This is a genomic window from Flavobacterium cutihirudinis (genome assembly GCF_003385895.1).
Lineage (GTDB): Bacteria > Bacteroidota > Bacteroidia > Flavobacteriales > Flavobacteriaceae > Flavobacterium > Flavobacterium cutihirudinis.
The window spans coordinates 444440-463458 of record NZ_QRDQ01000007.1; the positions used below are offsets into that span (position 1 = coordinate 444440).

General features: G+C 33.2%; 17 protein-coding genes. 4 read left to right on the forward strand and 13 right to left on the reverse strand.

The window, feature by feature from the left end:
- Position 1 precedes the first annotated feature (1 nt).
- The 6 genes from BD847_RS01890 to BD847_RS01915 all read right to left on the reverse strand — a co-directional run bounded on the left by BD847_RS01890 (position 2) and on the right by BD847_RS01915 (position 7505).
- Positions 2-2152: a DUF4838 domain-containing protein gene (locus BD847_RS01890; protein ID WP_244201542.1), complete on the reverse strand. Its 2151-nt coding sequence runs from the start codon at positions 2150-2152 to the stop codon at positions 2-4.
- Between the two features lie 68 nt (positions 2153-2220).
- Positions 2221-3360, reverse strand: coding sequence for a YaiO family outer membrane beta-barrel protein (locus BD847_RS01895; protein WP_167443810.1), 1140 nt, complete (start codon positions 3358-3360; stop codon positions 2221-2223).
- A gap of 133 nt (positions 3361-3493) precedes the next feature.
- Entirely contained in the window at positions 3494-4930 is a 1437-nt protein-coding gene (locus BD847_RS01900; RefSeq protein WP_115886571.1) for a glycosyltransferase family 2 protein, read from the reverse strand.
- Positions 4927-5988, reverse strand: coding sequence for a hypothetical protein (locus BD847_RS01905; RefSeq protein WP_115886572.1), 1062 nt, complete (start codon positions 5986-5988; stop codon positions 4927-4929). Before BD847_RS01905 ends, BD847_RS01900 begins: the two co-directional genes overlap by 4 nt.
- 73 nt (positions 5989-6061) lie before the next feature.
- Positions 6062-6826: a TIGR02757 family protein gene (locus BD847_RS01910; RefSeq protein WP_115886573.1), complete on the reverse strand. Its 765-nt coding sequence runs from the start codon at positions 6824-6826 to the stop codon at positions 6062-6064.
- Positions 6819-7505, reverse strand: coding sequence for an ABC transporter ATP-binding protein (locus BD847_RS01915; protein WP_115886574.1), 687 nt, complete (start codon positions 7503-7505; stop codon positions 6819-6821). Before BD847_RS01915 ends, BD847_RS01910 begins: the two co-directional genes overlap by 8 nt.
- Before the next feature lie 228 nt (positions 7506-7733).
- Here BD847_RS01915 and BD847_RS01920 point away from each other — a divergent pair, with 228 nt between their 5' ends.
- Positions 7734-8033, forward strand: a complete 300-nt coding sequence (locus tag BD847_RS01920) for a hypothetical protein (RefSeq protein WP_115886575.1) — start codon at positions 7734-7736, stop codon at positions 8031-8033.
- On the opposite strand, the gene BD847_RS01925 is transcribed toward BD847_RS01920, so the two are convergent.
- The 6 genes from BD847_RS01925 to BD847_RS01950 all read right to left on the reverse strand — a co-directional run bounded on the left by BD847_RS01925 (position 8030) and on the right by BD847_RS01950 (position 12948).
- Positions 8030-8332: a DUF6787 family protein gene (locus BD847_RS01925; protein ID WP_115886576.1), complete on the reverse strand. Its 303-nt coding sequence runs from the start codon at positions 8330-8332 to the stop codon at positions 8030-8032. The two genes, BD847_RS01920 and BD847_RS01925, sit on opposite strands and share 4 nt — an antisense overlap.
- Positions 8333-8364: 32 nt before the next feature.
- Positions 8365-8808 (reverse strand): DUF6146 family protein, encoded by a 444-nt coding sequence (locus BD847_RS01930; RefSeq protein ID WP_115886577.1) that lies wholly within the window; start codon positions 8806-8808, stop codon positions 8365-8367.
- A gap of 162 nt (positions 8809-8970) precedes the next feature.
- Complete coding sequence (locus BD847_RS01935) at positions 8971-9534, reverse strand: DUF937 domain-containing protein (protein WP_115886578.1); 564 nt, start codon at positions 9532-9534, stop codon at positions 8971-8973.
- Positions 9535-9636: 102 nt separating this feature from the next.
- Complete coding sequence (locus BD847_RS01940) at positions 9637-10587, reverse strand: D-2-hydroxyacid dehydrogenase (RefSeq protein ID WP_115886579.1); 951 nt, start codon at positions 10585-10587, stop codon at positions 9637-9639.
- Between the two features lie 132 nt (positions 10588-10719).
- Positions 10720-11790 (reverse strand): 3-phosphoserine/phosphohydroxythreonine transaminase, encoded by a 1071-nt coding sequence (serC, locus tag BD847_RS01945; protein WP_115886580.1) that lies wholly within the window; start codon positions 11788-11790, stop codon positions 10720-10722.
- 93 nt (positions 11791-11883) lie between these two features.
- A complete protein-coding gene (locus BD847_RS01950; RefSeq protein WP_115886581.1) occupies positions 11884-12948 on the reverse strand; it encodes an acyl-CoA reductase in 1065 nt (354 codons plus the stop codon).
- 136 nt (positions 12949-13084) lie between these two features.
- On the opposite strand from BD847_RS01950, the gene BD847_RS01955 reads away from it, so the two are divergent.
- On the forward strand, positions 13085-13435 hold the full coding sequence (locus BD847_RS01955; RefSeq protein ID WP_035648673.1) for a 4Fe-4S dicluster domain-containing protein: 351 nt from the start codon (positions 13085-13087) through the stop codon (positions 13433-13435).
- A gap of 161 nt (positions 13436-13596) precedes the next feature.
- Positions 13597-14760, forward strand: coding sequence for a peptidase associated/transthyretin-like domain-containing protein (locus tag BD847_RS01960; RefSeq protein WP_115886582.1), 1164 nt, complete (start codon positions 13597-13599; stop codon positions 14758-14760).
- Between the two features lie 67 nt (positions 14761-14827).
- On the opposite strand, the gene BD847_RS01965 is transcribed toward BD847_RS01960, so the two are convergent.
- Positions 14828-17563 (reverse strand): TonB-dependent receptor, encoded by a 2736-nt coding sequence (locus BD847_RS01965; RefSeq protein WP_115886583.1) that lies wholly within the window; start codon positions 17561-17563, stop codon positions 14828-14830.
- Between the two features lie 296 nt (positions 17564-17859).
- Between BD847_RS01965 and ychF the strand changes: the two genes are divergently transcribed.
- Positions 17860-18954 carry a redox-regulated ATPase YchF gene (ychF, locus tag BD847_RS01970; RefSeq protein WP_115886584.1) on the forward strand — a complete coding sequence of 365 codons (1095 nt, stop codon included), beginning with the start codon at positions 17860-17862 and terminating at the stop codon, positions 18952-18954.
- Positions 18955-19019: the final 65 nt, after the last annotated feature.

Here is a 19019-nt window from a genome sequence, read left to right on the forward strand (position 1 = left end):
TTTATTTTTTATACAACTCGATTTCATCAATCATTACCATTGGCTTTTTATTTTTTCTAATTCGCCATTCGGGTAATTTGGATTGATTTTCTATAACTATTTTAATTTTTTCAAAACTATCAAAATTAGAAGCCGTAATTTCCCATGATTTTGTTGTAATTTCATTCGTTTCTGTTAATTTTTCACAAGTAGTTTCTTGTAAGAACTTCCATTTCTGACTTTTATAACCATAGACTTTTATGGTATTTGGAGGAAAAATCCAATGTCTTTGATCTTCGAGAAAGTTTATTTTCAAAATATTGAAGCTTGCTTTTTTTGTTTCAATTTCGAAGGAAGGATTTGTTCCATACCAGCCAATCCAATTAATATTAAAGTCTTTATAGCCTTTAATTCCATCAACCAAACCAGAACTCCCTTTTCCTTTAAATTCATCCGAAGGTGGAGTTAAAAAAGTAACTTTCATTTCCTCGCCTAAATGTGTTGCCGTATTCTTACTAATTTGCAACCATTCCTGATAATAATTATCCGGCGAAAGTCCGCCTTCGCTTAATTCGTAAATACCAAGTTCATTACAAGCTTTGCTAAATTTTAAAACCCTTTCGCTCAATTTTTCGAATACTTCTTTTTCCCCTTTATTATTTACGAAAAACATTCCATGCTGGTTTTTGCCATAAAATTTAGATTGTTCAAAATAAACAAATTCCAAAGCTAAACGCAGTTTTTGAACACGGACTTTAAGAATCGGATCATCGTCAACAGCATTCGATGCTTTTTCTAAAGCTTGATCGTACTGATCCATTGCGCGAGGCGATAAAAATGTATTCCGAGCCTGAACCGGACCGGAATAAATATCTAAATACGAATTGCTTTTGTTTTGATTTTCAATTAGTTCTTTAAGATATAAACTTACAGCTGGGGCCGCTTTTCCATAAAATCCACGCAGAAAATCTGCTGTTACAGCTTCAATATCAATTTCGGTATCCCATAATAATTTTGCCAGAAGATATTGTCGCAGTTCTGAAAAATCTCCTGGAATATCTGAATAACCCTGAACAAAAATGCCCTTGACTTTATTCTTTTTGTAGAATTTGAAATTATTTTTAAAAGTACCAATGTTCGGAAATGGTGACATATAATTTGAAAATTGAACGGTATAATCCCAAAGAAATAAATGAGGAGATGTTTTGCTCCAGTTTTCGATAATTTTAGTAAAAGATGGTGCACTTTCTGCTGAAATAGCTTTTCCACGGTTTAATTCGATTGGGCATAAAATGGTATAAATATTGGGCGCTATTTTTTGATTTACAGGCGGTTTCAACGTGTGTAAATAAGCAAGAGTAGTAATTTTTGTTTGCGGAAACTGAGCAGCAATTTTGTTTAGAAAATAATAAAGAGAGCCTTGTGGTCCGCCAAATTTTTCGTTGAGTTTTCGGCATTCTGTGCATTCACAATATACAATGTCGTCATTTTGGCTAACAGAGTAAAATTCTGCATTAGGTTTTTCTTTTATGATTTCGGCCATTTTTTTCTTAACGAGCTCTACAACAGTATCGTTTGTCATACATAAAGATTCTCCATTTCGTTTTCCTTCGTACAAAGCAAAAAGTTTAGGATTACTTTTAAAGAATTCTTTAGGCGGAACAAGAGTACTAAATGAATGTCCCCAAATACCAAAATCGTCAATTTGCCAATCGAGTTTATGCCAGTCTCTAAAAGCTTCGTCATAGCAATCTGGGTAAGATAAAGCTCGATAATCAAATGAAGGTTGATATCGTTTTGATGAATTTTTAGGGAACAAAAACTCTTTCTTTTTGGGAATATAAGTTTCTGAAGCTGTAAATTTTCTGAACTCCCAAATTTCCAATAAAGTATAAACGGCATATCTAAGGAATTTCGGATTTTGAGCCGTCAGATAAATATGCTTTAAATCGCTTTTGATTATAAATTCATTTGGTTTTAATTTTTCCTGATCTGAAATCTCTAAGACTATTTCAGACAAATCATCATTCTTTGGATTTTCAGTTATATTATCAAAAGGTTTTGCAAAAGCTTTATCAACATATTTTTTTAAAATTACTGCCGCGTCGCGACTTTCATCAGACTTTGAAATAATACTGTTTTTATGAGTTATAACAATTTCTGACTGTGCCATTATATTCAGGTTAAATGTGAAAAAAAAGATAAGGGGGAGATATCGATAATGCTTCTTTTTCATAACTTTTAAAATTTATATTGCAATAAGAAAGCAAAATCAAGTTCGGTCTGGAATTTGCCTCTTGTATATTCCTGTTCATTGTCCGTAATCATAAATCCGGCAATATAATGACGGTTTATTAATTTAAAAAAACCGGCGCTCAAGCGGTATGAGCTTAAAGCTATTCTATTTTCGTAATCTGCAGATCTTGTTCGGTCATCCGGAGATGTTCCGTAGCCGGCAATAAGCGTTACATAATCAAATTTTGTTTTATAATAATATCTCGAGGTCAGCGTAAATGAAGGACCTTCATCTTGTATATACGATCTTAAATTAACCCAATAGGAACCAAAATATTTTCCGAGTCCCAGATTCAACGTTTTTACATCAGTTTTATCTTCCATTAAAATATAACGAAATCCTAAATCAGCTTCCCAGCCTTTATCAAAATTATGAAAATAAGAATACCCCAATCGCAATTTTGGAAAGGCATTATCTTGGCTGTAAGCGAGATCAATGTATGAATAATTATTCTTTTTTGCAAAAAGGTAGGATTCTGCTTCAAATTGTAAACCACTCGACATCACTGAATTAGCTGAAAGTCTTTTAGCGTAACTCACCCTTCCAATAAGGCTTCCCCATGAGCGTTGTCTTGTATAATCAGCACTTACTAAATGCCAGGGACCAACTCCATCACGGTCAATAGTAGTGTAATTATAGTATAAACCTGCACGATCCATATTGATTTGTGAATACAATTCATATAAAAGCTGCTGAATTTCAGGGTCATTTGGGAATTTAGCTTTAATCGATTTTAGATATTTGGCTTCGTTTTCGGTATCATTTTGAAGAGAATAAAACTCTATTCGTTTAAGACGATATACTTTTTCATCGGGATATAATTCTATTGCTTTGTTTGCCACAGTGACGCCTTCATCATATTTTTTTTCTACAATATTTAAGTTAATCAGATAGATAAAAGCTTCCTGATACTTTGGATTTTGATCTATTACATAATTATAATAATATCTGGCACTGTCTTTTACGTTGGATAAATCATAATTTCGGCCTAAAGCCAAATAAAAATCCAGATAGTCAGGCGCAATTTTTTTTCCTAATAATGCTCTTTTTATATTGAGTTTATAGTCAGGATGCGAAGTTTTCATGTTATTGGTTATAACCGTCAACAAACTGTCTGTATCTATTTTTTGGCTATTTATTTTTTGATGAGAAAACAAAAGAAAAAAAAGAATCAGCAAGGTGGAATGTATCTTTTTTGTATAGCTCATAAACATTGTCTTATTTTTTATCGGGTTTTTCAAAACCTTTTCTAACCATTTCGCCCCAGTTTTGCTCTTTTTTCCGAAAGAAATTCCAATATCCTCTTAAGGATGCATAAACAGTTATTGGATGATAAACAATAGGTTCTATGGCGGCCATTCCTGCCAGAATAATTAGTTCTTTGTAATTGGCATAACTCTTATATAAAATTTCATCTATTAAAATCGAAATTATTGTAATCGACAAGTAAAATAGATAAATCAGGGCCGTTATGATTAGTAAATACTCAAAATCAATATGACCAAAAAAGTAGCTTATAATAAGTGTAATAACACCTAGAAATTCGATAATTGGAACTAAAAATTCAAAGCTGAAAAAGTAGGGTAAAACCAGGAAACCTGTCTTTCCATATTTTGGATTTAAAAACATTTTTCGATGTAAATAAAGTGTCTGTACCAAACCTCTTGCCCAGCGAATTCGTTGTCTTATAAAAACCTTTTGCGTGCTGGGAACTTCAGTCCAGCAAAGTGATTCCGGAATATATTTTATTAAGAACTTTTGATTTGTATCGTGCATATACCTTCTCATTCGGGTAATAAGTTCCATGTCTTCTCCAAGAGATTTATGCCAATAACCCCCTGCCTTAATTACAATTTCTTTATCAAACATTCCCAAACCTCCTGAAACTAAAAGCAATCCGTTAATCTGACTCCAGGCCATTCTCCCAAACAAAAACGAACGAACATATTCCAGTTCCTGAAAACGCGGATACCATTCTTTAGGATAATGTACTTTTAATAAAAAACCTTCTTTTACCTGACAGGAATTTGAAATTCGGATTCCGGCTCCTGTAGCAATAACACGGGTTTTTCTTTCCATGAAAGGTTTTGCCAGTTTCAGGATGGTGTCTTTTTTCAAAATACAATCAACATCGGTACATAGAAATAGCGGATATTGAGAAGAATTTATGCCTGCATTTGAAGCATCGGCTTTACTTTTTCCATTTACTTTATCAACAACGAGCAGTTTAGAATAAACCGGATTTTTAGATTTGTAATGCCCTCTTACGGGTTGTGTGGCAATTTTTTCCTGATAGTAGAAATCAAATTTAACCAAATCAAATTCGGTTATTAATTTTTCTAAAGTATCATCCGTGCTTCCATCATTTATAATAATAACTTCATATTTAGGGTAGGTTAGTGAAAGCAACGATTTGACATTATAAACAATATTTAAGCCTTCATTATAAGCAGGCGCCACTATTGAGACGCCCAATATATGATTAGATCTGAGTAATACTTCTTCTTCTAAATATTTTTGATATTTAAGATGTTGTATAATTGCCCAATAGGATAAAAGAGCTAAAACTATATAGAACAACATATAGCCCATTGAAAACAATGCTATGAAGATATTATAGAGCCTGACAAAATCGGAAAGAAAATTGTAATTCATAACTCTACTTTTCTAAAATGATTAATCATTTTTTGTGTATCCGGATCCTGAGTTCCCAAAACATCGACTCCTTTTGGATCTAAATTATTGTAACAAAAGACCATTTTTAGTTTCAAATCTGTGATTTGCTGTTTTATTATTTCATTTTTTAAAAATTGAATCGTTTTTTCAGAACCAATTACAGCCAGTGTTTCCAACATCTGCAGCTGAATTTTGATAGTTTCTGTTGGATATAAAGACAGTATTTCATCTTCTGCTTCATTCAGAAAAAGGTTTTTGATAGCAATTACTACATCATTTTTCAGAGAAATATCATCGTGATGCAAAAGGTTTATTATTTCTGCCGATTTATTTCTGTAATTATAGAAAGTCATCGACATCAGGGCTAGTTTTATAACGACTTTGTTATCAGAATGAAGCCATTTATCTATGTTTGGCGGTATTGGTAAATTTTCAGAATGCAACACATCCATCACTTTTATTGTTGTAATGATAGAGGCTTCAATAGGTAATTTTTCAACTGCCTGCCAATCGCCTTTAGATAGTAATAAATAGGCAATATTTGCATTAGACCGAACTACTTTATTAGAACTGAAAAGATGCTTTTTAATAAGTGAAATTCCTGGTTTATAACGCAATTCCTGAAAGTGGTGAATACCATGGTATTTTTTAAATATCCTGAAATCACGAATCAGACTTGCTGAATATTTATTTAAACCTAAACGTTTATAAATAATGAGAATATTCTTGGCTGCAGTGCCTTTTAGATTACTTTCCATTCGAATCAAATCTGCAATCAACATGTCCTTACACCATGTTTTATGTATGGGAATTTCTGATTTGAATTTCGCTATTTTATATTTTAAAGTATTCTTATCTGGTTTTGATAAAGTGATTTCAGTCAGAAAAATTTCAGATTTTCTGATAATCATATGTTTGTAGGGAAGTGTGTATTGGTATAGAATTCTTTTCAGTATTAAAATGACTGTAAAAGATAAACTGACAACTAAAAAAAATGGAATGACGAAATGTTTGATATAACCTATAAGTTGTTCCATAACATACAGCTTTATACATGTAATATTACGAAAAAAAAATGCTATATCAAAATAAGAATCAATTTATTTGTAGCTAAAAACTTTCAAAAACTCCTAATCCGAAAAGGGCAAAATCATATTTTACTGGATCTTGCTTATCCATTTCTCTAAGTTTTAAATCTAATTCGGCCAAAGCTTTTCCGTCGTTTTGCTTTCGCGAAAGCAAACCTAGTTTTCGAGCTACATTTCCGGAATGCACATCAAGCGGACAAGATAATGATGCCGGCGAAATGGTTTTCCAAATTCCCAAATCGACTCCTTTTGCATCCTGGCGCACCATCCATCGTAAATACATGTTGATTCTTTTTGCAGCCGAATTGTTTAAAGGATCTGAAATATGTTTTGGCGTTCGAGGTAAATGATCAATTTCGAAAAATAGTTTTTTGAATTCATGAATACTTTTCTGAAGACTGTCCGCTTCCTGATTTTTTGCAAATACATTTTCAAGTCCGTTATGGTTTTTGTAAATATGTTGCAATCCTTTTATAAAGCCTCCAAGATCTTTTCCATTGAAAGTCCTGTGGACAAAAGTTTCCAGTCGCGCTAAATCGTCTTCAGTATGAGACATTACAAAATCATAAGGTGTATTTCCCATTAATTCCATCATTTGATGCGAATTTTTGATGATCATTTTTCGGTTTCCCCAAGCAATTGTAGCACTTAGAAAACCGGCAATTTCAATATCTTCTTTTAAAGAAAATAAATGCGGAATTTGTACAGGATCACTTTCTATAAAATCCTGATTGTTATATTGAATGACTTTTTCGTCAAGAAATTCTTTGAGCTCGGTTTTATTCATCTTTAGCCACTTCCGTATTACTAATTAAGCCATCAACCATAATTAATTTTCTATCGGCCATATTTGCCAATTCTTCGTTATGGGTGACAATTACGAATGTTTGTCCAAATTCATCGCGAAGCTGAAAGAATAATTGATGCAGATTTTCAGCAGAATGTGTGTCTAAGTTTCCAGATGGTTCGTCGGCAAAAATAACATCTGGTTTATTGATCAGTGCGCGCGCAACGGCAACACGCTGTTGTTCTCCGCCAGAAAGTTCGTTTGGTTTGTGGTCAATACGATGTGATAATCCTAAAAAAGCTAATAATTTTTTAGCTTCTTCTTCAGTTTCAGATGGTTTTTTACCAGCAATGTAAGCAGGTATGCAAACATTTTCCAGAGCCGTAAACTCCGGTAAAAGCTGATGAAACTGAAAAATAAAACCTAAATTCAAATTTCTAAAATTAGATAAAGCTTTGTCGTTGAGTTTCAGAATATTTTCTCCATTGATAGTCAATGAAGTTTCTGTATCCGATTTTGATGGTTTATCTAATGTTCCTAAAATATGCAGCAAAGTTGTTTTCCCGGCTCCGGAAGCACCAACAATCGATACAATTTCTCCTTTTTTAATGTGTAAATCGACTCCTTTTAATACTTCAAGCTGATCGTAAAATTTATGTATATTTTTTGCGTGTATCATTTTTAGAAACTGTTTCTACAAAGAAACAAAGAATATGCTGATATAAAAATGTGTTCTAACAGAATTTTAGGAATTAGACGAGATTTGAAGTTTTTAGATTTGCGGCTCGATTTTTGTTTTTGGACAGAAAACAAATTAAAGTGGAAATTTTAGAAATTTAATTAGGTTTCATAATAAGTAATTATGACAAAATTTTTATAAATTCGAATAGTTTAAAACGGAAATAAAATGCAGGAAATCAAAGTCATAAAGGAAGAAGATAAAACCAGAAAGCTTTTAATAGGCTTGCTTTTGGATGGAATTGGAATGATTTCATTCAGCATTCCTTTAATTGGAGAATTTTCAGATGTTATTTGGGCACCAATTGCCGCTTTTATAATGACCAGAATGTATAAAGGCAGAGTAGGAAAGGTGGCCAGTGTTTTGACCTTTGTAGAAGAAATTATTCCTTTTACAGATGTAATTCCTTCATTTACACTTACGTGGATTTATACTTACTATTTTGTAAAAGAAGAAGAGAAGAATTAGTTTTTAAACAGAAATCCTAATCCCATGTTTTTGAGCATCTTTTTTTCGAAGTTCCAAAAGAAACGAAATTGTCCAAAAATGGTTCCTATAGCCACCAGCAAAACCTGGTAAATAGGGAAAATAACCAACAATCGAATTAGAGTAAACCATCCGCCAAAATCTTCTTTGGTAATTCCGAGCCAGACACAGAAAGGTTTAGACAACCACGCTGATGCCGATCCGGTGATGGCAAAAACGATAAGTATGATAATGGCTTGTAAATTGGAGGTAATGCCCCAGCGTTTCTTTAATCTATTCATTGTTATTTGTAATGATTACAAATATACTAACATTATCTTGAAGGAACATACCCCCAAAGTTTTTGTTTATAAGTATTTTGAAAATAGATCATATAATTGTAGATAAGGTAATTTACTTCATACCCATAATGAATGTCATTTCTATAATCGATAGACATTTCATATAGATTTGGATTATAACGTTGCGGCTGTAAAACGCGGTTATTCCATTCGGTTACGTACAAATAATTTTTGTTTTCAAGGTAAGAAAGAGAATGGTAATTTCGAGGATAAGCTCTTGAAGCTAGCCACGTATTAAATCCGTTATCGATTATAATAACTTCATATTCTAAAGAATCATTTGCAATTCTGACCGTATCATTTGCTTTCTTATTTCCAGAATTATCTGCGACAGTTGTACTCGCAACATTTTGAGAAGCGGTAGAACATGCTATGACAGTGAGTAAAAAAAGTAATATGGCAATGCATTTTTTCATGACACTTATTTTGAACCTTAAATTTACGAAAAAAGCGCTGAAAGACTTTCTGATTTAACAGTTTCTTCGCAAAAGCGTGTATGATTATTAGTCTAAAAAAAAGCTGTTTATTTTAATAAACAGCTTTTTAATATTTATGTAGAAACTAAAATCTTAGAACCTTTACTTGCTTCCAAAAAGTTTACCAATAAAACCAGAAATACCGCCTTTGCTTTTAGTAACAACTAGTACATCAGCAACGTCTACTTTTCCGTCGTTATTTTGGTCAAGGCCAAATTGCATTCCGTATTTCGAAATCGTATCCATAATTCCTGATGCTTGTCCGCTGTTTCCGGAAATCGAGTTTATGATATCTGAAATCTGAAAACTGCTATCATTTGGGTCTTTTGCTTTATTTACTAAAGAGCCTAAAATCTGCGGAATCAAATTAGAAGCAACTCCGCTAGAATCTGCACTACTAAGGCCAAATTTTTCGCCTAGATTTCCGCTCAATTGTTGTTGTATTTGTTGTACTACAGGATTCGAACTGTCAATAGCTGAATTTCCATTAAATAATCCCGCAATTTGCTCTGTTCCGCCTTCAGAAACTATTTTTTGTAATCCCGCAAAAATTGAATTACTGGTTTCATTTAACACTGCTTCGTTATGTTCATTTGGAACAGCGTTATTGTTTACAACTGCATCGCCTCCGTATTGTTGTACTAATTGGGTTAATTGTTCAAACATGATTTTTAGGATTAAGATTAGAAATCAAATTTAATCAAAAAAAGAAAGGGATTTATTAAACAATGTTAATAAATCCCTTGCAAGTAATTTAATTATAGTTAATTAGCTCAATAAAGTAATGATTTGTGAAGCTAATTCTGTTCCAATTCTGTCTTGTGCTTCTCCTGTCGCAGCTCCAATATGTGGAGTCAAAGAGATTTTAGAGTGCATTAAGATTGCCATTTCTGGTTTTGGCTCGCTTTCGAAAACATCTAAACCTGCAAAAGCAACTTTTCCTGAATCTAAAGCTTTTACTAGAGCAACTTCATCAATAACACCACCACGTGCACAGTTAACGATTCCAACACCATCTTTCAAAATTTCAAATTCTTTTTCTCCGATGATATAACCATCCTGAGCAGGAACGTGTAATGTAATGAAATCAGCTTCTTTAAATAAAGATTCTAAAGATTGAGAAACGATTTTAGTAGTGATAGATTGTCCGTCGAAAAACTCAACTTTAACATCTACTTCAGGAATAAAGCTGTCAGCAGCGATAACTTTCATACCTAAACCAAGCGCCATTTTTGCAGTAGCTTGTCCGATACGACCAATACCAACAATACCAAGAGTTTTTCCTCTTAATTCAGTTCCGTTAGCGTATGCTTTTTTCAAACCGTCAAAGTTTGAATCACCTTCTAATGGCATATTTCTGTTTGAATCATGCAAGAAACGAACACCAGAAAATAAATGTCCAAATACTAATTCCGCAACAGATTCTGATGATGAAGCTGGAGTGTTGATTACGTGAATTCCTTTGCTTTTAGCATAATCAACATCGATATTATCCATACCAACACCACCACGTCCGATGATTTTGATTCCAGGACAAGCGTCGATGATATCTTTACGAACTTTAGTTGCACTACGAACTAAAATTACGTCAACATTATTTTCATTAATAAAATTAGCTACTTGTTCCTGAGCTACTTTTGTAGTTATAACTTCAAATCCGCCTTTTTCTAAGGCTAGAATTCCACTTTTAGAAATTCCGTCATTTGCTAATACTTTCATTTTAGGTTTATGTGTTTATTTGTTTAACCGTTTAATCGTAATAATTAAATGATAAAACATAGTAGTGTTATTTTTTCTTTTTTGATTAAAATGTAACAGTAATTCCGATTAAACGATTAACCGAAAAAACGGTTAAACTTTGCTTTCAAGTGCTTTCATTACATCAACTAAAACCTGAACGCTTTCGATTGGCATTGCGTTGTAGATAGAAGCTCTGTAACCACCAACAGAACGGTGTCCTGGTAATCCTGAGATATTTGCTTCTTTCCATAAAGCATCAAAAGTTGCAGTATGATCTGGATTGTTTAATAAGAAAGTCACATTCATGTTAGAACGATCTTCAACAGCAGAAGCACCTTTAAATAATGGGTTTCTGTCGATTTCAGCATAAAGAAGTTCTGCTTTTGCGTTGTTTAATTTTTCAACAGCAGCGATTCCGCCTTTTTCTTTAATCCATTGTAAAGTTAAAAGAGAAACATAAACAGAGAAAACAGGTGGAGTATTGTACATACTTTCTGCTTTAATATGTTTAGCGTAATCTAACATACTTGGAATTGTTCTTCCGTTTTTCGCCAGAATTTCTTCTTTCACGACAACTAAAGTAGTTCCTGCAGGTCCCATATTTTTTTGAGCTCCGGCATAGATTAAGTCAAATTTAGAAAAATCTAATTCACGTGAAAAAATATCAGAACTCATATCGCAAACAACCGGAATGTTAGTTGCCGGGAATTCTTTCATTTGAGTTCCAAAGATTGTATTATTACTTGTACAGTGGAAATAATCAGCATCAGCTGGTATTTCGTATCCTTTTGGGATATGAGTATAATTATCGTCTTTTGAAGAGCCTACAATAACAGTTTCTCCAAAAAGTTTAGCTTCTTTTATCGCCGCAGTTGCCCACGTACCTGAATCTAAATAAGCAGCTTTTCCGTTTTCTTTCATAAGGTTGTAAGGAGCCATTAAGAATGCTGTACTTGCACCACCTTGTAAAAATAAAGCCTGGTATCCTTTTCCTTGAAGCCCTAATAATTCTAAAGCAAGGGAACGAGCCTCTTCCATAACAGCAACGAAATCTTTACTTCGGTGCGAAATTTCAAGAATAGATAGTCCTGAATCATTAAAATTTAAAATTGCTTTTGATGCCTTCTCAAAAACTTCCTGTGGTAAAATACTTGGACCTGCGCTGTAGTTGTGTTTTTTCATGGTTGTTATTAATAGTCGAAAATTTTAAAGATGCAAATTTCGGCAATAGGAGCTGAAAAAGCGATAAATTATTCGAAATATTTAAACATATTTTTACTTTGTTGTTAACAAAAACGTTATAGTATCAACGTTATCTGCGTAATCCCACAATTGTGGTTTTTGGGTTTGACCAAATGTTATGCTGTTTTTAATCAAATTGTTGCTTACAATACATTGAATTTGTTCAGAATCAGCTTCAAGACGAGATTGTAAATCTTCGATGTTTTCATAAAATTCATAAAAAACACTTGAAATAGGAGAAGCATAACTCGAATCTTCTTTAATTGTTAAAAAGCCATTGTCTAGCAATTTAAAATTACTCATCAAAAATACCGCTTTGTTGTAATCGTAATTATTCGCATACTTCTCATAATGAATAACATCCTGATATTTGAACATGGCTTCAAAAAAACCGTCGAATGAATAATCTTTAGGAACAAAAATTTTAGAAACATTGCGGCATCCTAATCCGAAATAGCGAAAAATATCTTCACCCAAAGCTTCTAATTCTTCTTTAGATTCTTTTCCGTTCAAGACCGCAACTGAATTTCTGTTTTTTCTAATGATTGAAGGTTTGTCTTTAAAATAATACTCAAAATAACGTGCAGTATTGTTGCTTCCGGTAGCAATTACAGCATCAAAATTTTCCAGTTTGCCTTCCACGAAAGTGATTTTATCTTTTAAAGTTTCATCAGCAGCAATTAAATACTTCGCTAAAAATGGCAGCAAATGCTGGTCGTTTGAGGAAGTTTTAATTGACGCTTTATTTCCTGTAATTAAAACAGATAAAAAATCATGAAAACCAACCAGAGGAATATTTCCCGCCAGAATCAAGGCAACAGTTTTTTCGTTTTCTGTAGTATCAAAAGAGTACTGAGATAACCATTTGTCTAGGTTTTCATCTGTCAGCGCTTCTGCCCAGGAATTTATTGCAAAGTACACTTGTTCCGGAGTGTACCAGCCATTATGAGATTGCGATAAATGGATAAGATTTTCAAAATCATCGAAGAAAATATCATTATTTAAAACGTCTGATTTTCTATCGGATTTCTTTTCAGAAAACTGACTTAAAAATTTTCTTAATTCAACAAAAACACTTTTTTTTGTTTCTAATGTCATAATGTTTGCTTATGAATTGTTTTGATTGTAATTTTGCACAAAAATAAGCTATATTAAGTTATATGGCAAAGCCGAATAAAATCTTTAGGATTTTTAACGCAAAACCTATAATTTTTAACACGTAATCAAGAAAAAGATGGCAATTATTATAACTGACGAATGCATTAATTGTGGGGCTTGTGAACCAGAATGCCCAAATACAGCAATATATGAAGGAGCAGACGACTGGAGATATAAAGATGGAACTAGTCTTAAAGGAAAAGTAGTTTTACCTGACGGAACTGAAGTCGATGCAGAAGATGCACAAACTCCAATTTCGGATGAAATTTATTATATCGTTCCTGGAAAATGTACAGAATGTAAAGGTTTCCACGATGAGCCGCAATGTGCAGCTGTTTGTCCTGTTGATTGTTGTGTACCAGACGATAACCACGTAGAAGATGAAGAAACCTTGTTGAACAGACAAGCGTTTTTGCACGGAGAATAATATTCTGATTTGTTTATTTCAGAACCAGAAAAATCCTGAGTATAGTGCTCAGGATTTTTTTTATTGTTTTTTTTGTGGATTTTTTTGCTTTTTATTCTTTATAATGCTGTAACCTAATGATTTATTTTGTTAATTTGATGTTAATATTCTAAAAACAGCCTATGAGGAGACTGCTACTTTTGTTTCTATTATCTAATATTACTGCTTTCGCCCAAAAAACGGAGTATTCTATTATTGTTAAAGATATAGAAACTCAATTGCCGATAGAAAATGCAACAGTAGTTATTCTTAAAACTAAGCAAATTTTATTGAGCAATAAAGAAGGTAAAGTAACTTTTATGTTAAATGGAGCCTCTACGATTGAAATTTCAAAAACGGATTATGAGAGTGCAAATACTCGTTGGGTGTCTTTAAAAGATGATCAGAAGTTTATCGTTTATTTGAAGAGTACAAACAATAAACTGGATGAAATTGTTGTTTCAAAGGAAAAACCTCAGAAAATATTTCAAAAAGTTGTTTCCAATTCGCGAAAAAAGTTAGCTACATCGTATCGGTTAAAAGTGTATGTGCGAGAGTTCTTTATGCTTGACAATAAATATTCCTATTATAATGACGGACTGGTGAATTTTCAGTTTGCGGTAAATCAAAAAAAATCTAGAACTACATTGTTGGTAGAACAAAACAGATCTTATGGTTTATTAGAAGCTGATGTAAGTGGCGACTTAAAAGGTTATAATTTGAATAATTTAATGGAAAATTATTCCAATTTAAAATATTTTGATCCTCTTTTGGATTCAAAAGCTAAAACAGAATATGATTTTACCACACGAGGTCATCCAAATAATAAAAATTACTACATATTAACGGTTACACCTTTAGATAAAGCAAAAAAGGCCCTGGATACTTTTGAAATTGTATATGATCCTGTGAAAAAACTAATTGTAGAATTTACAATAACGATCGAACCGGGAAATCTGCTTCAAATTGAAGAAGAAACAAAACCAGGTTCTAAAAATGTTACCAAATCTGATATTAAAGTAAGTTACAGATTAGACGGTGAGGATTATTATTTATTGAGTTCGAATGAAGAAATTGCCTATAATTTGGTCTTAAAAGATCAAACAAAGAAAATTCATGTTCGAAATAGTTTTATAACAACCAATTTCAACAAACAAAATTTCACCTATAAAGAAAGTGATGTTTTTAAAGAAAAATCACTGTTTAACAAACGAAATAAAATCTTGACCAAGTATTGGGATATTTCAGGTTTTACTGCAACAGAGGAAGAAAAAGCAATCGTAAGTTCTCTGGAGTTTAAACTCTAAGAAATCACATAAAAAAAATCCTGAACAATGAAGTTCAGGATTTTTTGTTTTATTAATAGAAATGAGATTAAAAATTAAATCCAAGTCTGGCGTAGTAATAAGCACCGTTGAATCCCATTTGTACGGCATCCCAATAACCACCTGCTTCAACCCAGTCATCTTGCTGATCAGGATAGATATTCAATAAGTTATTTGCTCCAATGCTTATTTTAGTCGATTTAGAAACTTTAAACCCTAAAGTTAAATCGGTTACAATTTTGGCACCGTAAGTATCTGTTGCAGCTTTCTTTTGGTTTGCAAATACTTGAGCATCTGTTTCAGAAGGATCTGTTCTGTAATCTTCTGGATCTTCATCCATTTGGTAGTCTAATAATTTTACTTCACTAAATCTTGTAAAGGCCAATCCGGCATCAAACCATTTTCTGCCATAATTTAAATTAAGGCCAAATTTATTTGGAGGAGCAGAAGCAAGTAAAAAAGCTTTGTCGCGTTCTCCAAAGAATGTTTTTTCGTCTAAAGCACCATTTTTTACCTTATCGATTTTCATATCGTTGATGTTTCCAACTAAAGTAGCGCTGAATCGGTTTTCATTAATAGTTTTTTTCCATGCTAAAACCACATCAAGTCCAATAGTTTTAGTATCGACACCATTTACGAAAAACTGAGCTTTGTCAACATTTGTTCCTAAATGCGATGCATCGAAGTATCCGGTTAATACAATTCTGTCATTTACGTTGATTAAATAACCGTCGACTGTTGCTGTAAAGTCGCCAAGACTTGCTGTAAATCCTAAAGAAGCGTTTAGTGCTTTTTCTTCATTTAGTTTCTGGATTCCGAAAGCGCGTGTTATTTCGCTGTCGTTAGGAGCTAATAAAACTTCTGTTGCTCCTGCCGAACTAAAGTTTGTGAAACGAAGATTATAATAAATCTGAGCTAAAGAAGGCGCACGAAAGCCAGTACTTACAGAACCTCTTAAATTGATTTTATCTGTTAGTTTTAGTCTTGAAGCTAATTTACCGTTTAAAGTACTTCCAAAATCACTGTAGTTTTCGAATCGGACAGCTCCGCTTACCATCCAGGCTTCAGTAACATCAAGTTCTGCGTCTGTATACAAAGAGAAGTTAGATCGGTTTTTGTTTACTTCGTTTGCAGGACTATATCCTGGAAAACCTTGTGAACCTCCTGGTCTTGGAATTGTTGGCGAAGATTCTGGATCGGTTGGATCATAATCAGGATTTGGAACTGTTGGAGCACTTTGTGTAGTTGGATCTGTAATAGGAACTCCATTTGTGTCGTATGTAGCATATGAACCTTCTTCTCCGGCAAAAATCTCGAATTTTTCCATTCTGAATTCAGCTCCAAAAGCTAAATTTAATCCGCCAAGAATGTCTCCGTAATTTTTTGAAACATCTAAATTGGTTGTGTTTTGAAGCAAGCTATGACCACCTGCGTCAAATTCTGTTGGAGATTTTTCTTCAAGAGAAGCATTTAATGTGCCTTTTATATCATAGTGAAATTTGTTTTTTCCTAAGGTGTTGCTGAAATCCCATTTCCAGCCTCCGGTACTCTCCGTTCTGATTCCCGCCGCAATCGAATTATCATTGATTTTTGATGTAATTCTAGGAGTAAATCCACCAGGGTAAATCGCTTCAACAACTCTTTCGCCATCGTTTCTTGTAAAAGCGTAAGCGTCAGTATCTCTAAAATTGCTTCCTCCAAAAGCATAAAATTCAGTTTTATCAGCTATCGGAACCGCAAGATTTACGAATAAATTGACACCTTGAATTTCGGCTTCTCCAAATCCTTTTCTAAAATCGAAACCTGGTCTTAGTGTTTTATTTTTATTCAAAAATTCTCCTGTTACATTCACATAACCGCCTTTGGTTCCAATTTTTGTTCCGTAATTGGCTCCGATTTGAACCGATCCTCCATCAAAATCCTGATCTTTTCCAAATGAATTTCCATTTCCGTGTTGGTCTAATCTATAGCCTTTTGTATTAGCTGTTCCTTCAGGAAAATCACCTTTAGCATGAGTATTGAAAGCGCCGTAAGTAACAGAGCCGGTAAATTCATTTACATTGTCGTTTGTTACAATATTAATAACCCCGGCAATGGCATCAGAACCATATTGTGCAGCAGCACCATCTCTTAAAATCTCAATTCTTTTGATGGAAGAAGCTGGAATTGCATTTAAATCTGTTCCAGTATTTCCGCGCCCGCGTGTACCAAATAAATTGATAAGAGACGATTGATGTCTTCTTTTTCCGTTAATCAAAACCAAAGTCTGATCAGGTCCCATACCTCTTAAAGAAGCAGGATCAACGTGATCGGCACCATCAGAACCGGATTGTTTGTTGGCATTAAATGATGGAGCAACATACTGAAGCATCTGATTAATTTCGATTTTACCGCTTTGTGTAGTTACATCTTTTACATTGATCACGTCTATAGGAACTGCTGAATTTACAACGGTTCTTTTTGTATTTCTGGAACCAACAACTACAACATCATTCAGTATCTGGCCGTCGTTTTCGTTCAAAACAATATTCAGTTTATCACCAGATGCCGATTTTTCGATCGTTGTGAATCCTACGTAGCTAAAGATTAAGATTGCACCTTCTTTAACTTTTATTCTAAAACTACCTTCAAAATCGGTAGAGACTCCATTAGAAGTTCCTTTTTCAACAATATTTACACCAGGAAGAGGAGCGCCAGTTTTGTCTTTTACAATTCCCGAGACTTCCTTTTGTGCAAAAAGGAATGCGGTATTTAGCAGAAATAGTAGTACAGCAATTTTCTTCATAACAATTTGGTTTTTTGGTTTGTTTTTTATTGGTTTATTTTATAAAAATAGTATTTTTTAACAAAATTTTAATAAAATGTTTAAAAATTTTCGAAACAAGCGTGATAATTATATTATTACACATTTTTACTTCTCTTAAGAGCTATTAAATCTTATATTTGCAAAATTTTAAAGCCAAAAAATAGTATTTTGGCAGAAAATCAAAAAACGCGTAAAAACATAAACCATTATTATACAGTATTAATGGTGAGGCCTGATTCATTCAGTGTCGATTAAAAATAAATAGAAACAAACAGATGAAAGCAGGAATTGTAGGATTACCAAATGTTGGAAAATCAACATTATTTAATTGTTTATCTAATGCAAAAGCGCAGAGTGCGAACTTTCCGTTTTGTACAATCGAACCTAATATTGGTGTTGTAAACGTTCCGGATCCAAGAATCAACAAATTAGAAGAATTGGTAAAACCAGAGCGCGTTCAAATGGCTACTGTAGATATCGTAGATATTGCAGGTTTAGTAAAAGGAGCAAGTAAAGGTGAGGGTCTTGGAAACCAGTTTTTAGGAAACATTAGAGAGTGTAATGCGATCATTCACGTTTTACGTTGTTTTGATAATGATAATATTGTTCACGTTGATGGAAACGTAAATCCAATTCGTGATAAAGAAACTATCGATATTGAATTGCAGTTAAAAGATTTAGAAACAATCGAAAAACGTTTAGAAAAAGTAAAACGTGCTGCTAAAACAGGAAATAAAGAAGCTCAAACTGAAGAAGCTTTATTAAACAGAATTAGAGAAGCTCTTTTACAAGCAAAATCTGCCAGAACAATTATTCCTCAAAGTAATGATGAAGAAGTTTTGATGGAAGGATTTCAATTGATTACTGCAAAACCAGTTTTATACGTTTGTAATGTTGACGAAGGCTCAGCAGTAAACGGTAACAAATATGTTGATCAAGTTCGTGAATTAGTAAAAGATGAAGATGCTGAAGTAATTATCCTTTCAGTAGGAGCAGAGGCTGATATTACTGAATTAGAAAGCTACGAGGAGCGTCAGGTTTTCCTTGAAGATATGGGATTGACTGAGCCAGGAGCTTCTGTTTTAATTCGTGCGGCTTACAAATTATTGAAACAACAAACTTACTTTACTGCTGGTGTAAAAGAAGTTCGTGCCTGGACAATCAACATTGGAGCTACAGCACCTCAAGCTGCTGGAGTTATCCACACTGATTTCGAAAAAGGTTTTATCCGTGCTGAAGTTATTTCATATGAAGATTACGTTCAATACGGTTCTGAGGCAAAAGCAAAAGAAGCTGGAAAATTCAAAGTAGAAGGAAAAGAATATATCGTTAAAGATGGTGATGTGATGCATTTCCGTTTTAATGTTTAATCTTTTTTAGAAGAAAGAGTAAAGAACAAAGAATAAAGATTGAAACTGCTGGAGAAATTCAGCAG